Genomic DNA, 15,604 nt, shown 5'->3' on the forward strand with positions numbered 1-15,604 from the left:
CGATTGCGGCATGAACTTGTCAAGCCATCAGGGATAAAGTTTATTTGTAACGATGCCAGAAATCCGGATGCGAACGAGCTTCCACTTTGGCTTTCCGTTAACGAAAGTGTGAAAGCGCTTAATTTCCAAAAATCAATGAGCGGTTACGCCGTTACCCCGCTAATCGCTTTAAACCGCTTGGCCGAAGCTGTGGGAGTTGCCGGCATTGCGGTGAAAGACGAGTCTTACCGGCTCGGGTTGAACGCTTTCAAGGGTTTAGGCGTCACCTATGCGCTCGGAAACGTCATTTGCGGGAAATTAGGGATTTTCATCGAAGACACGACGTTCGACTATTTGAAATCGGCGGAAGTCAGGCATAAGCTCGGGGATCTTACCTTTACGACGGCTACCGACGGAAACCACGGACGCGCCGTAGCTTGGGTGGCCCGGCAATTCGGGCAAAAGGCGGTCGTCTATTTGCCGAAGGGATCGGCCGCCAGAAGAGTGGAAGCCATCCGGGAGACGGGCGCTCAAGCCATTGTGACCGAATTCAATTACGACGATACGGTGCAATTGGCCAAGGAGAAGGCTGCGGAGAACGGTTGGGAAATCGTTCAGGATACCGCCTGGGACGGGTATACTCGCATCCCCCAATGGATTATGCAGGGGTATACGACGATACTCGGGGAGGTCGGGGAGCAGATCCGCCATATGGAAATGCCTGAACCGACTCATATCGTTCTGCAAGCGGGCGTAGGCGGAATGGCCGGGGCGCTGCTTGGTTACTGGGCTAATTTATACGAAGGGAAACATCCGGTGACCCTCATCGTAGAGCCGGACAACGCCGCTTGCATCTTCCACTCCGCGTCGGTCGGGGACAGGGAGCCTCACCAGGTGTACGGCAGCTTGGAGACGATCATGGCGGGCTTGGCCTGCGGAGAGCCGAATCCGATAGCGTGGAGCATACTGCGGGACTTCGCGGACGCCTATGTCAGCTGCCCGGATTATGTGGCCGCCCGCGGCATGCGGATGTTGGCCAGTCCGCTGGAGGGCGATCAACGCGTGATCAGCGGGGAAAGCGGAGCGGTCGGTATAGGTTTATTATCCTTGCTGATGTCGGAACCGGAATTTAGCGGGATCCGAAGCAAGCTGAAGCTGGATCAGGACTCGGTCGTGCTGTTCATCAATACGGAAGGGGATACGGATCCGGTTCTGTACAGGCAGATTGTATGGGACGGCAAGTATCCGATGCCGCAGCGGTAGCGGAGGATGACGGCAGATCCGTCTCAGGCCGTGCCGGTAACCGGCCTGTGCGAGCCGGATAAAGACAAAGGCTGGAAGGCGCCTTTGTTTTACCTCCGGCCTTACAGGAAGGCGAGGCAAGTATAGCGGCACGTTCTGCCGTTCAGGGAATGCTGCAAGCGAAAGATTAGGCGGTATTATTAAAAAGGAGCGTGTACACTTATGCAAGCAAAAAAGGGCTGGATCGTTGTTTTAACTTGCATGCTGGTCGTTAGCCTTGTGGGGGCAGGCTGTTCGAAGCCGGCTCAGACGCAGAAGGATGCGGGCGCCGACAGCAAAGCAGCCGCCAGTAAGCCTACCGAGCTTGTTGTCGCTCAGGCGGCCAATCCGACGACCATGGATCCGCATGACGCTCAGGATACCTTGTCGCACTCGATTATGAAATCCATGTACGAAGGACTTCTCGGCTTCGATAAAGATATGAAGGTTGTGCCGGTCCTCGCAGAGTCTTTACCGGAACTGGGCAGCGATGCCAAATCGGCAACCTTTAAATTAAGAAAAGGCGTTAAGTTTCACGACGGGGAAGAGTTCAACGCGGAAGCGGTCAAAGCCAACCTGGACCGGATTAAAAATCCGGATAACAAGCTGAAACGTGCCTCGCTGTTCCAGGTCGTGGAGAAAGTGGAAGTGATCGATCCTTACACGGTCAAATTCGTTCTGAATCAGCCGTTCGCGGCTATTACCCAAACGTTCGCCCATCCCGCCTCGATGATGATTTCTCCGAAATCGATTAAGGAGAATAACAAGGAAGTGCAGCGCAAGCCCGTAGGCACAGGCCCTTACCAATTCGTCGAATGGAAGGACGCCGATCATGTGACGATCAAGAAATTCGACGGATACTGGGATAAAGCGAACACCGCGAAAGTGGATAAAATTGTGTTCAAGCCGGTAACCGAAGCTTCGTCCCGTACGTCCATGCTGAAAACCGGCGAAGTTCAATTCGTTTATCCGTTGTCTGCCGACCAAGTGGACAGCGTGAAGAACGACAACAATATTGTCGTGAACAAAGCGCCTTCCATACTTGAGTTCTATGTCGTGTTTAATATGACGAAGAAACCGTTCGACAATAAAAAGGTGCGTCAAGCCTTGAACTATGCGATTGATAAAAATACGCTGATCAAAGTGGTGTACAAAGGGTTTGGGACACCGGCGGAATCCATCATCGCGCCGAATGTATGGGGCTTCCAGAAACAGCAAATGTACGATTACAATCGCGAGAAAGCAAAGAGTCTTCTGAGCGAAGCCGGTTTTCCTAACGGATTTGAGACAACCTTATGGGTTGTGAATGCCAGCGAAACGGTGAAAGCCGCGGAATTTATTCAACAGCAATGGAAAGAAGTCGGGGTAAAAGTCAACATTCAGCAGATGGAGAAGGGCACCTTGCTCAACCAGTTGTACGTGAAGCCGGAAGAGAGCAAAATGCAGACGTACATGGGCAGCTGGTCTCCGTCCACAGGCGAAGCCGATTGGGGTATCCGTCCGCTGCTGACCAAGGCCCAGTTCCCGCCGGCCGGCTACAATACGGGATTTTATGTGAACGAAGAGGCGGAAAAATTAATCGAAAACGGGCTGCGCTTAACGACCGACAAAGAACGTCTTGAAGCGTACGCGAATGTGCAAAAGTTAGTTGTTGAAGAAGCTCCATGGGGTTTCCTCTACGTGACCGACATTATTTCGGGCAAAAGAAGCAACTTGAATAATGCCTTTGTCCTTCCTGACGGCTCGCTTGATTTGAAGCGTGTTGAATTCAAATAGTGCAGATGCCGAATGAGGAGGAGTGGTCATGCTTATCTATATATGCAGACGTTTGGCGGCGATGCTTCCGATCCTGCTGATCGTCTCGATCGTCATCTTTTTCTTCATTCATCTCATTCCCGGTGATCCGGCCCGCATTGTTGCGGGTCCGGACGCATCGGTGCAGGATGTGGAGAACACCCGCGCGAAGCTCGGTCTGGATCAGCCGCTTTACGTACAATTCGCTAACTTCTTTATCAACGCTTTACAAGGAAACTTCGGCGTTTCCTTCCGGACGCAAGAGCCCGTCCACACCATGATTGTCGAACGTTTCTCGGCAACGCTCGAGCTGACCATGTACAGCATGGTGTGGGCGATATGCGCTGGATTGTTGTTTGGGGTCATCGCGGCCACACACAGGGGCAAATGGCAGGATCGGTTAGCGATGATAGCGGCGATCACGGGAATCTCGATGCCTTCGTTTTGGCTGGGGATTTTGCTTGTCGAGCTTTTCGCCGTTCAGCTCGGCTGGCTGCCTTCAGGAGGAAGCGGATCGTTCCAGCATGTGATTTTGCCGGCCATCACGCTGGGCTCCGGGGTCGCAGCCGTCATTGCACGATTCACCCGCACAAGTCTGCTTGAAAGCTTGAGGGAGGATTACGTCAGGACGGCGAGGGCCAAAGGGGCGAGAGAAGCTGTGGTCGTCTGGTCGCACGCGCTGCGCAATGGACTGATTCCGGTTGTCACGATGACCGGACTTCAGTTCGGTTTTTTGCTTGGCGGTTCCGTGGTCGTCGAAGCGGTGTTCTCCTGGCCGGGGATGGGGCGGCTGTTGATCGATGCCGTCAATTTCCGCGATTACCCCGTCATCCAGGCGGAGCTGCTGCTTTTTGCCTTGGAGTTTATGCTCATTAATTTGTTCGTCGATATTCTTTATGCCACTTTGAACCCGCAAATTCGACTCGTTCGATAGGAGGGAGAGACTATGTCGAAGACTGCTGCATCTACCGGTATAACCGACACGTTAACGCAAAAGGCAGCCCCTGCGGAGTCCCCCTTTCGCCGGTTTGTCCGCAATTTCCAAAGACAGAAGATCGGGGTTGCCGCTCTTCTGATTGTACTCCTGTTGTTCGTCATCTCGCTGATCGGGCCTCAGCTCGTCAGCTACGATCCCGCAGCTCCCGACTACAACGCAGTTTTGGAAGCGCCATCCTTGAAGCATTGGGCCGGTACCGACGAATTCGGCCGGGATATATTCAGCCGGATCGTATCCGGAACGCGCATTTCCTTATCGGTGGGATTGCTGTCGGTTCTCTTCGGTGCTTCAATAGGAACATTTTTTGGTCTTACCGCCGGGTATTACGGAGGCAGATACGACTCCATGGTTATGCGCGTTTGCGACGTGCTGTTTGCTTTTCCGGGGATTCTGCTGGCCATCGCCATTATTGCGATTTTGGGACCGGGACTTGCCAATGTTGTCGTGGCCGTAGCTATTTTCACCGTTCCGATCTTTATCCGCATTGTTCGGGGCAATACGCTGTCTCTCAAAAGCATGACGTATATCGAAGCGGCGCGGGCGATTGGTGTTAAAGACAGCGCGATTATATGGAAGCATATTTTTCCGGGTACGCTATCCGTCGTCCTGGTTTACTTGACCATGCGTATCGGCTCGGCGATTCTGATTGCGGCCTCGTTGTCCTTTCTCGGTATGGGGGCGCAGCCGCCGACCCCCGAATGGGGCGCGATGCTCAGCTCCGGACGCGGGAGTATGACATCGGCACCTCACGTCGCGATCTTCCCGGGGCTGGCTATTCTCGTCACCTGTCTGGCGTTCAATGTGCTCGGCGATTCGGTGCGGGATGCGCTGGACCGAAAGATTACGGAATAAGGAGGCGGTCAGGATGGCTAAAAAGCTGCTGGAAGTGGACAATTTACAAATCCGGTTTCGTTCCCGGGATGCACAGGTTACGGCGGTCTCGGGTGTTTCGTTTTCCGTGAAGGAAAGTGAAACCGTCGGACTGGTGGGCGAGTCCGGGTGCGGGAAATCGGTGACCTCCATGTCGATTATGCGTTTGCTGCCCGGTCGACCGGCTTGCAGGATTGAAGGGAATATCCGTTTCGAAGATTCCGAAATTTTAGAGCTGACCGATCGTCAGATGAGGGATCTGCGAGGGAACGAGATCTCCATCATCTTTCAAGAGCCGATGACATCGTTAAACCCGATCTTTACGATCGGCAAGCAGATCGACGAAGTGATTCTGCTGCATCGTGACGTAAGCAAACGGGATGCGCGGGCGTTAACGGTGGAAATATTAGGGAAGGTGGGCATTCCTCGACCTGAAGCGATTGCGAAGTCCTATCCGTACCAATTATCGGGCGGGATGCGACAGCGGGTGATGATCGCGATGGCGCTTGCCTGCCAGCCCAAGCTGTTAATTGCGGATGAGCCTACGACGGCGCTGGATGTCACGATACAAGCGCAAATACTTGATTTGATGCGACAGATGAGGGAACAAACCGGGACATCGATTTTGCTTATCACACATGATCTTGGGGTTGTCGCGGAAATGTGCGACCGTGTGCTCGTGATGTATGCCGGCCAGGTGGTGGAGGAAGCCGATGTAGGCAGCTTATTCCAGGAGCCGAAGCATCCGTATACGATAGGCCTCCTCGAATCGATTCCGCAGCTGGATCGCAAGCTCGAACGGCTGAATTCAATTCCAGGTCAAGTGCCTGCGCTTGCGAATATGCCTCAAGGGTGCCGGTTTGCGCCAAGGTGCAAGCATGCGATGGAGCAATGCTTCACGCATAATCCGGAATTGATACAGATGAAGGATGGACACAGCTGCCGCTGCTGGCTGTATGACGGAGGAGGTGCCTGTAATGAGTCAAACTGCGTTGTTGGAAGTCAAGAACCTGAAAAAGTACTTTGAAATTCGGGGCGGGCTGCTGAATAGAGTGACGGGGTATGTTAAAGCGGTGGATGATGTGTCTTTCTCCGTGCGCAAAGGGGAAACGCTGGGTATTGTCGGGGAGTCCGGCTGCGGAAAATCGACAACGGGGCGTTTGATTCTCAAGCTGCTGGAGGCGACGGAGGGCCAAATTTATTATAACAACACCGAGATTACGGGATTGAGCGGAGAACGTATGAGAAAGCTGCGAAGAGATATCCAAATGGTCTTTCAGGACCCGTACGCTTCGCTGAATCCGCGGATGACGGTAGGCGATCTGATCAGCGAGCCGCTTCTCGTTCATCATTTGATCCATGCCAGGGAAAAGGAGCAGAAAGTAGCGGAGATTCTGGAATTGGTCGGGCTGAACGCCTCCCATGCAAGCCGCTATCCCCATGAGTTCAGCGGTGGGCAAAGGCAGCGCATCTGCATTGCCCGCGCCCTCAGTTTAAAGCCCGAGCTGATCGTAGCCGACGAGCCGGTATCCGCGCTCGACGTTTCCGTGCAGTCCCAGGTTTTGAACCTGATGCAGGATTTGCAGAAAGCCCTTCATCTGACCTATATATTTATTTCCCACGATCTCTCGGTCGTTCGCCATCTCAGCGATCGGGTAGGGGTGATGTACTTGGGACGCATGGTCGAGCTCGGCAAAACGGACGATTTGTTTAAAAATCCGCGCCACCCGTACACGCAGGCTTTGCTGTCCGCGGTTCCGTCAGCGAATCCGCAAAGGAAGCGGGAAAGGATCATTTTGCAGGGAGACGTGCCTTCCCCGGCGAATCCGCCGAAAGGATGCGTGTTTGCCCCTCGCTGCCCGAAGGTCATGGACGTGTGCAGAACCGAAAGGCCGGGCATGCTCCCGCTAGGGCACGAGCATCAGGCCGCCTGCCACTTGTACCCGTAAGCCCATGCTTCATTCAACGGACTAAACCGGCCTCTCGTCTCGTGACTTGAGACATGAGGCCGGTTCACGGATCATTAACTTGCCTTGATAGGCTCTCTGACGATCTTTACGTCGTAGAACGAGATCTGATTGGAAATAATATATTCCGGCATGCCTCCACGATGGGAATGGGCTTCCCGGAACGCTTCGCTTCGCGTCCAGGCCTGAAAATCCTCCTTCTGATTCCAACGTGTGCTTACAGTGACCTCATCGTATTCGGGCGTATTCTCGGTCAGCAGCACCTCCAGACCCAGAAAGCCATCCATGTATTCCACTTTGCCTACCTTATCGAACCGTTCGATTAACTTATGCGCGTTTCCTTTGGTGATTTGCGATTTGTTCGTCACGATGACCATGTGTACCGCTCCTTTTTATTGTTTTCGAATGGGGATAATAATCGGATATTCATCTTCGAATTTGACCTTTGCTTCGATTTGATAAACATCCTTCAAAAATTCCGGACTGAGTACGTCCTTAGGCTTACCTGTTGTCTGGATCCGGCCATTCTTCATGGCGATCAAATAATGGCAGTAATGGACCGCCTGCTGAAGATCGTGCAGCACCATGACGATGGTGAGCTTATGCTCCTGATGAATCTTCCGCAGCATTTCCATGACATCCAACTGATGCGCAATATCGAGAAACGTGGTGGGTTCATCTAGCAGAACGATGTTCGTTTTTTGCGCTAAAGCCATGGCAATGCGCGCTTTTTGCTGTTCACCTCCCGATAAAGTATGGAACATCCGCTGCTCGTATCTCCGGGTGCCGGTAACATCCATCGCCCAATCTACAATATGTTCATCGTTGGATGTCATCCGGTCGAAGATCCGCTTGTACGGGGAGCGGCCGTAGGAGACCAGCTCCCGGACGGTCAAATCGGGCAGCGAATGCCTGGATTGAGTCAGCATGGACAACGTTCTGGCATATTGGATCGTTGTGAATTCCGCAGCCTTCCTGTTGTCTACATACAGTTCTCCTTGATCGGCATGAAGCAGCCGGGTAATCACTTTCAGCAGCGTGGATTTGCCCGATCCGTTCGGACCGACGATCGCCGTCATTTGCTCTCGCGGAAACGAAACCGTAATGTCACGCAGCTGAAAAGCGCCGGATTGATAGTGAAGATGCTCGGTTTGGATAGCTGTCATCATGCGATTCTCCGTTTCTTCAGCAAGTATAGAAAGAACGGTGCGCCTAAGGCGGCCAGCAGAATGCCGACGGGAAGCTCGATCGGATCAAACCACGAGCGGGCGATCGTATCGGCAAGCACGACAAGACTCGCTCCCCCGATGACGGAAAGCGGAAGCAAGTAACGGTAGTCGTCCCCGACAAGAATACGGATCGCGTGCGGAACGACTAATCCGACAAAGCCGATTAACCCCCCGACGCTGACGGCCGTACCGGCCAATAAGGACGACAATAAAATAATAAAAAGCCGCTGCGCCTCAACCCGTTGGCCCAGCAATTGAGCCGAATCGTCTCCTAATAGCATGAGATTGGACGGTTTTATCGCAAATACGCATGCAGCAAGGCCAGCAATAGCGTAAGGGGCCATGAAGGAAAGATGGTGCCAGCTTTTTCCGCTGAGCCCGCCGGCAAGCCAAGGCAAGACGGCCTGCACGCGATCGCTGAAGACGACCATGAATCCGTTGGTTCCGGCGCCTAGCAGAGCATTGATGGCGACTCCCGCCAAAACGATTTTAAGCGGGGACGCCCCCTTATCCCAAGCCAGCAGGTAGATGACGATGGATGTTGCCAGAGAACCGAGAAATGCCACCGCCGGTAGCAGATAGCTGTATTGCGGAAAAACGATCATCGAAATAATGGCCGCGAGACCTCCGCCGGCTGACACTCCGATAACGCCCGGATCGGCCAACGGGTTTTTCATCACGCCTTGAAGCAGAGCGCCGGAAGCGGCTAGACAGGCGCCGACCAACAATCCGATCAGAACCCTGGGGAATCTTAGGTTATAGATGATTTTTTCGTGCAAAGGTTGGCTGTCGGTTGTGAAGACCGCCCAAATTTCCTGGAGCGATATCGGGACTGATCCGTAGGACAGGCCATAAAAAGTAGCCAGAAGCAGCAGAAGAGGGGCCAGTATGACGAGCCCTTTTCTTCGCATGTTGCGTCGATCTGCCTTCATGACCGTCATTTCGCGGATTGAAGCAGCTTTTGCAGCAAATCGAGCGCTTCAATGACTCTCGTGCCGGGATTTGTGCCGAACAGATCGGACGGCAGCACTTCGATGCGGTTTTGCTTCACGGCGTCCAAGCTGGTCCAAGCCGCGTTCTGCTGCATTTCTTTCACGAATCCTTCCTTCACGGTCTCCGGGTTTCCGTGGCTCATCAGCAGGATGAGCTGCGGATCGGACTGTATGATTTTTTCCGTGTTTAATTGGGCGTATTGCGGATAGTTCTCCAGCTTCGGGTAGTCGGCGGCAATGTTTTCTCCTCCCGCCATGACGAGCATGTCGCCGCTCAACGAATTGTTCAAGGCGGCCATATACGTCCCCGGAGCTCCATACACGAGGAGAACTCTCGGTTTTTCGGCAGCGCGATTATGCTGGAGCTCCGTCAGCTTCTTATCGATGCTCCCAATCAGCTCCCGGGCTTTATCGTCCTTTTGCAGCAATTGGCCGATCAGCGCTATTTGTTTTTTGATGTCCTCGACCGAATTGGCCGAAGTGAGCACCATCTTCGCTCCGATACTTTCAATACTCGGAATATCCTTCGTGTTCATCGGATGATTGCCAAGGACAAGATCAGGGCTGACTAATGCGATTTTTTCCAAATCGATGCCGTGCGTCGTCCCGATTTGTTGGACCTTCTCGGCTTCCTTTACTGCAAGAGGCGCCGAAGTGGTCGGTCTGCCGACCAGCTGGCCGCCAAGCGCGTATACAATATCCATCTCTCCGCTGCTTAGCGCGACAATTTGTTGGGGGACAGCCTGAAAGCTTACCGTACGGCCTGCAAAATCCTGGACGGATACGGCAGCAGATTTGGGAGCGGTTTCGGAGGCCGCGTTTGCCCCCGTTACAGGCCGGGCGGAATCGGGGGTTGCGGTTTGCCCGCAGCCTATAATTACCGAGAGAGAAAGTGCCATAAAGGCAACCCATTTAAATTTCATGAAAGGCCTCCTGTCTGACGATGTAGGGGGAATACACAGTATAATAAAAAGATAGTTGAAAATGATTATCATTGTCAACTATTATTTAGAAATTTTTATCCAGTTAAAAACTTATTCTGGCAATTATCAGACCCGACCGTGCTGAATTTGCCTGTAATTTTTAAAGTTTATACAGGAAATAGATGGCCATAAAGTGATTGACAAAATGAAAGCGGCTAATATAAGATCATCTCGTAGGCGGGACACAGTTGGTAAATTTTTGTTTATCGGAGGGAAGCCGGAACGATATGGCTTATTTAGCGGCGTTTTAGCTGGAAGATAAACAAGGGTTTGCTTTTTTTAGCTTTTTTATTGAGAATGATAATCATTATCTGAATTTTATCTGGAATTGCAAAGCATGACGTGAGACATTCCCATACTTCATTGTGAACAAGGAGAGTAATGACTTTGAACAGGCTACTCAAGAAAAATATTTCAATTCTGCTCATGCTGTTCGTGCTGCTGGCTGCTCTGCAAATTCCGGTAGCCGGCGCAGAAGCAGGTCCTGAAGCGAAATTAAACACCAACACCGTTGCTCAAACCGTCTACTTGGGGAATTCCTTTAGAGCGACGATTAACATCAGCGGTGTGACAGACACCGTCTATCAGCAAGTATACGAGCATGAAGCAACGGTAACTTTTGATCCCGGTCAATTGGAATTAACACAGGTCTTGGCTCCGTACAATACCTTCAATGAGCCTGTGCTGACGGAGCTGTCACCGGGCAAGATTAAAGTTTACACCAGCCTTAAAGAAGGCAAGGCCGGTCTCGCTTTTAATCAGGGCGCGAGAAATTTCGCTGTGTTTCTGTTTAAGCCTAAAACACTTACGCAGGCCGCTTCTGTTTCAGTGAGCGATATCTCCATTACAAACGGACAAGGAAACAAGCTGGAGCTGAACGATGCCTCGACTACGGTAAGCGTATTGCCCGCCGGCGATAAAGAACCGCTAAAGGCATTAGTAACCGTCGCTCAGAATGTGCATGATTCGGCTGTTGAAGGGACTTTGGACGGGCAGTATCCGTATGGTTCGAAAAATACGCTGAAGACGGCGATTAATAAAGCCGAGAGCTTAGCCAACAGCACCGAGGAGCAATCTCAGGATAAGCTGGATCAGGAGGCCGCCTCCCTGCAAGCAGCGCTGGCGGCGTTTGAAGCATCGGTCATTGTAAGCAATCCGGGATCCGGCTCGCTGCAGGACGGGGAGTATACGCTCGGGTTTACGATTTACAAGAAGGGCACGAATGAACCTTCGGTCATGTATGATTATGTCGATCGAAACAGCGGGAAGCTGCAGGTGCAGAACGGGAAAAAGTATGTTTCGTTCACCCTGAAGCAAAGTGCCGAGACGCTCTCGTTCAAGACGGAGAAGAACGGGGCTTTGGTTGAAACGACTACAGTAAGCAGTGATGCGGCAACCAACACAAGAGTCGTCCAATTCGAAGTGGACGATTTGTCGGCAAGACTGAACGGCTGGGTTAAGGTGTATTGGGTGCTTCCTGCGCCAATAGGCATTTACGACCACGAGTATGAAATTGAACTGGGATTCGGCGCCGTTTCCTCCGAATACCCTCTTCAGTTTACGGCGCTGCACGCGACGAAAGATCAGCCTTCTTCCATGGATAACTATTTGCTTAAACCGGGCAAATTGATTGTACAGCAAGATAAGAAGAAAGTGTCTTTTACCGTGAAAGACAGCACGACCGTTACGAGCCTGAAAGTAGAGAAGAACGGAACTTTCGTTGAAACGCAGGTTGTAAGCACGGACCCGGCGGCAAATACTAGAACGGTTGAATTCGAAGTCACCGACTTGACCGCGTTGCTTAACGCTCAGGTGCACATCTCGACTACGATGCCGAACGGCACTCCGTACGAGATGGACCATACCATCCGCCTGAAGTTTAATATCGGCAGCAAAACGGCGCTGAATGCTTTAATTGCCGACGCTCAAGCGAATTATCATGCAGCCGTGGAGGGAAGCTACAAAGGCCAGTATCCGGCCGGCTCCAAGAGCGAACTGCTGACCGCCATCCAAGCGGCTAAGAAGTCGGCGGAAAATCCGGCGTTGAGCCAAGAGCAGGTGGATAACACGGCGGCGGCTCTGCAGCAGGCATTGGCGAAGTTCCAGGCAGCCGTTCATGCAAGCAATCCTTTACCGGCAAATCCGAACGATTTGGCCGACGGCGAATACATGATTCCATTCTCGGCGCTGCATGCTACCAAGGAACAGTTATCCAGCATGGAAAATTACTTCCTCAAGCCGGGCAAATTAACGGTGCAGCAGGGGAAAAAGAAAGTGTCTTTCACCGTAAAAGAAAGCTCTGTCATCCCGCAATTTCAAGTGGAGCAAAACGGTGTATTGACCGATACGACCATTGTAAGCACCAATGCGGCGAATGACACAAGGGTCGTACAGTTCGAAATAGCCGATTTAACGGCCGAATTGAAAGCGGCAGTTCAAATCAGCACAACGTATAACGGCGCGCCTTATAACATGACGCACAGCATTCGATTGAAATTCGATGCGGGCAGCGTGCTGACTCAGCCTGTTGAAGGCGCAGACTATACGTTTAACATTGTCGTAACCTCCGGCGATCAATCGGGAACGCCGGCGAATACGTACCTTGAGGATTCCGGCAAGTTGAAGGTGCAGAACGGCAAGAAAGTGGTGTCGTTCAAGACGAAATCCGGCGTACAGATCAGGAAATTACAGAAGGTGCTCGCGAGTGGCGGAACCGAAGATATTTTGCCGAAAACGGTGGCTAAACAACCGGGCGCGGTGAAGGTGTTGGCAGCCGTAAATGGCTCCCAGGAGGTTCAATTCGAGCTCGAGGATTTGACTGCCGCCTATATCGTCAACCTTGAAGTCCAGCAGGGAGAAGGAACGGAAACGCGCTCGTTCCAAATCGCCTTCAGCCAAGTGACGCCTGTCGCCACGAATCCGGGAACTGGAACAAACCCGGGGACAGGTCCGGGTGGCGGCGGAGTCTCAAATCCGCCGGCTACGTCGAACATTCACGGGCTCGCAGACGGTACTTACAGCATCAATTATAGAATAGTGAAGTTCGAAAAACCTGAGCAAACGTCGGTCATGCAGGATTACGTTGTCACGCCCGGAACGTTAACCGTGACGAACGGTGTGATGTACGCCGCCTTTACGTTAAAGCAAAGCAAGCAGATTACCGATTTCAAAGTCGAGCAAGACGGCAGCCTGTCTGACTCGACCGTAGTGAGTACGGATGAAAAAGCAAACACGAGGGTCGTTCAATTCAAGGTAGCCGACCTGACGGCCAAGACCAAAGCATGGGTTAGCATTGATTGGCCTGAATTTAATTATGATCATAATTATGACGTTTACATTACCTTCGACAAATCGAGCCTGAAGGCTGCTGCCGCCGGCGCAGGTGCAACTCAACTGGAGGCTAAACCGCTGGCAGAAGCGCTGACAAACGGCGAATACGCGTTGGATTTCGTCATGAACGTGCGCGGGAAGGACCAGAAATCGGTAGTTAACGAGTATGTGCTGCATCCGGCCAAGTTGACGGTGAAAGACGGGAAAAGCTATGCTGCCTTCACCTTGAAACGCAGCAAAGAAATGCCCGGGTTCAAGATCGAGAAGGACGATGCTCTGGTGGACGCGGAGGTTATCGGGACGAATGAGCAAGAAAATACAAGAACGGTCCAATTGGAAATCAAGGACGCAAAAACGAAGGTCAACGCGCAAATCCAAATGGCCATCCCGAATCAATATAACGGCGATTACCATGTAGAAATCTTGTTTGATGCGAACAGCATTAAGCCGTACGTCCGGGCACAGAATGGCAATGCCCCGAAAGACGGCGATGCTTCGGCCTCGAAGCCCGGGCAGGCAAGCCTGAACGATCTGGAGAACCATTGGGCGAAAGCTTTGATTGAACGGGCCGTCGGGCTCGGCATCGTGAACGGCTATGAGGACGGCTCTTTCCGTCCGGACGGTCAAGTGAGCCGCGCCGAGTTTACGGTCATGATCAATCGGGCGCTCAAATGGGAAGAAGCTGCGAAAGATCCGGAACTGCCCTTTGCCGATCTCGACAGCATTCCGGAATGGGTCAGACCAAGCTTGGCGCAAGTGGCGGGCGCGAATGTGATCAGCGGCTATGAAGACGGAACCTTCCGGGCGGACCGCTCGATCAGCCGTGCCGAGCTGGCGGTCATGATCGTCCGGGCGTTGGGACTTCCGTTAGATCCGAATACGCAGCTGACCTTTGAGGATGCCGATCAAATTCCGCAATGGGCGCAAGCGCACGTGGCTGCGGCGTTCCAGCTTGGGATGATCAGCGGAAGAACCCCTAACCTCTTTGCACCGAATGAGAGCGCAACCCGCGCGGAAGCGGTCACCCTCATTCTGGCCATGCTGAACCATGTCAAGTAATATCCCACTGTACAACCGATAATCGCATGATGACGGAGATGCCGGATGACCGGTATCTCCGTGATTGAAAAACTCCCTCCGCCTGTTAGCTAAGGGAGCCTTTATTATCCCATTCGTTCGATTAACCGCTTCGCTTTGTCGGTGACCCAGCTGTAATTGCCGCTGTGAATTTCCTTCAGGTTGACGAGCGAGCCGCCAATCCCAAAGCCGTAACATCCGGCATCGAGGAACTGCCTGATATTTTCCTCGTTGACTCCCCCGACAGCTACCATCGGGATGTGGCTCAGCGGTCCCTGGAGCTCTTTCAAATAGCCGATCCCAAGGCTCGCGCCGGGGAATATTTTAACGGCCGTCGCTCCCGTTTTCCATGCTTTCACGATCTCCGACGGTGTCATGGCCCCCGGAAATACCGGCACACCTTGCTCCACGCCATACCTGATGACGTCCTCGTCCGTATTCGGCGTAACCAGATACGCAGCTCCGGCGGCAATCGCCTTCTTGGCGTCGTCCAGATCGATGACCGTTCCTGCACCGATATACATGCGCTCTCCTACACGATCCTGCAGTCGGGGGATGATGTCCAGTGCGCCAGGCGTATTCAAAGTCACTTCCATGGCCTTAATGCCGCCGTCGTACAGGGCGTCAGCCAAACGGTCCATATGCGTTTCCTCAACACCCCGGATAATGGCGATAATACGTGTTTGCTCAATCAAGGCAAGCCCTTGTTCTCGATTCATCTCATACACCTCGTCTTAGGATATAGCTGTATTATGCCATGTTTTTTTTGTATTGCAAACCAGGATTGCATGAGTGAGACCGTGCGTACCGCGCCGGAAGCCGGAAATCAAAATCTATAAAATATTTAATTGACAGCATTTTAAACATATAGTACTATCAAAAAAGTAATCGACAAAATTCGTGAACGCGGTTCTATAATGTAGAACGTTTACATGATTAAAGTTCGGCACACTCCCATTCGACTTTCTAATATTCAGAACTATGTTCTATAATATAGAACAAATGGAATAACGAAGCAGGGGGCGGGGCAAAACTGAACTGCCGCGGTAATGTCGGAACAGAGTTCTATAATGTAGAACTACGGCTTGATATCAAAGCTCTTGAC

At 52.3% G+C, this 15,604-nt stretch carries 12 protein-coding genes; 7 read left to right on the forward strand and 5 right to left on the reverse strand.

What is annotated here, in order from left to right; all coding sequences use genetic code 11:
- Positions 1 to 3: 3 nt before the first annotated feature.
- The 6 genes from dpaL to ACZ439_RS18935 all read left to right on the forward strand — a co-directional run bounded on the left by dpaL (position 4) and on the right by ACZ439_RS18935 (position 6,870).
- A complete protein-coding gene (dpaL, locus tag ACZ439_RS18910) occupies positions 4 to 1,242 on the forward strand; it encodes a diaminopropionate ammonia-lyase (protein ID WP_218029623.1) in 1,239 nt (412 codons plus the stop codon).
- 201 nt (positions 1,243 to 1,443) lie between these two features.
- Entirely contained in the window at positions 1,444 to 3,036 is a 1,593-nt protein-coding gene (locus ACZ439_RS18915; RefSeq protein ID WP_141335609.1) for a glutathione ABC transporter substrate-binding protein, read from the forward strand.
- 28 nt (positions 3,037 to 3,064) lie between these two features.
- The gene (nikB, locus tag ACZ439_RS18920) at positions 3,065 to 3,988 is read left to right on the forward strand and encodes a nickel ABC transporter permease (protein WP_155614596.1); all 924 of its coding nucleotides are present in this window, start codon (positions 3,065 to 3,067) and stop codon (positions 3,986 to 3,988) included.
- Between the two features lie 12 nt (positions 3,989 to 4,000).
- Entirely contained in the window at positions 4,001 to 4,903 is a 903-nt protein-coding gene (locus ACZ439_RS18925; protein WP_127604816.1) for an ABC transporter permease subunit, read from the forward strand.
- 13 nt (positions 4,904 to 4,916) lie between these two features.
- On the forward strand, positions 4,917 to 5,948 hold the full coding sequence (locus ACZ439_RS18930) for an ABC transporter ATP-binding protein (RefSeq protein WP_054799188.1): 1,032 nt from the start codon (positions 4,917 to 4,919) through the stop codon (positions 5,946 to 5,948).
- A complete protein-coding gene (locus ACZ439_RS18935; protein WP_127604812.1) occupies positions 5,899 to 6,870 on the forward strand; it encodes an ABC transporter ATP-binding protein in 972 nt (323 codons plus the stop codon). Before ACZ439_RS18930 ends, ACZ439_RS18935 begins: the two co-directional genes overlap by 50 nt.
- A gap of 74 nt (positions 6,871 to 6,944) precedes the next feature.
- Here the strand turns inward: ACZ439_RS18935 and isdG are convergent, their stop codons facing one another.
- Genes isdG through ACZ439_RS18955 form a run of 4 tightly spaced genes read right to left on the reverse strand, consistent with a single transcriptional unit; the run spans position 6,945 to position 10,032 of the window.
- On the reverse strand, positions 6,945 to 7,265 hold the full coding sequence (gene isdG, locus ACZ439_RS18940; RefSeq protein ID WP_054796403.1) for a heme oxygenase: 321 nt from the start codon (positions 7,263 to 7,265) through the stop codon (positions 6,945 to 6,947).
- 15 nt (positions 7,266 to 7,280) lie between these two features.
- On the reverse strand, positions 7,281 to 8,054 hold the full coding sequence (locus tag ACZ439_RS18945) for an ABC transporter ATP-binding protein (protein WP_127605042.1): 774 nt from the start codon (positions 8,052 to 8,054) through the stop codon (positions 7,281 to 7,283).
- Positions 8,054 to 9,058: a FecCD family ABC transporter permease gene (locus ACZ439_RS18950; protein WP_127604810.1), complete on the reverse strand. Its 1,005-nt coding sequence runs from the start codon at positions 9,056 to 9,058 to the stop codon at positions 8,054 to 8,056. Before ACZ439_RS18950 ends, ACZ439_RS18945 begins: the two co-directional genes overlap by 1 nt.
- Entirely contained in the window at positions 9,055 to 10,032 is a 978-nt protein-coding gene (locus ACZ439_RS18955) for an ABC transporter substrate-binding protein (protein WP_127604808.1), read from the reverse strand. The genes ACZ439_RS18950 and ACZ439_RS18955 overlap by 4 nt, the downstream gene beginning before the upstream one ends.
- Positions 10,033 to 10,479: 447 nt before the next feature.
- On the opposite strand from ACZ439_RS18955, the gene ACZ439_RS18960 reads away from it, so the two are divergent.
- Positions 10,480 to 14,481, forward strand: coding sequence for an NEAT domain-containing protein (locus ACZ439_RS18960; RefSeq protein ID WP_464620037.1), 4,002 nt, complete (start codon positions 10,480 to 10,482; stop codon positions 14,479 to 14,481).
- 104 nt (positions 14,482 to 14,585) lie between these two features.
- On the opposite strand, the gene ACZ439_RS18965 is transcribed toward ACZ439_RS18960, so the two are convergent.
- Positions 14,586 to 15,218: a bifunctional 4-hydroxy-2-oxoglutarate aldolase/2-dehydro-3-deoxy-phosphogluconate aldolase gene (locus ACZ439_RS18965; RefSeq protein WP_054799191.1), complete on the reverse strand. Its 633-nt coding sequence runs from the start codon at positions 15,216 to 15,218 to the stop codon at positions 14,586 to 14,588.
- Positions 15,219 to 15,604: the final 386 nt, after the last annotated feature.

The organism is Paenibacillus sp. JCM 9796 (assembly GCF_055379675.1).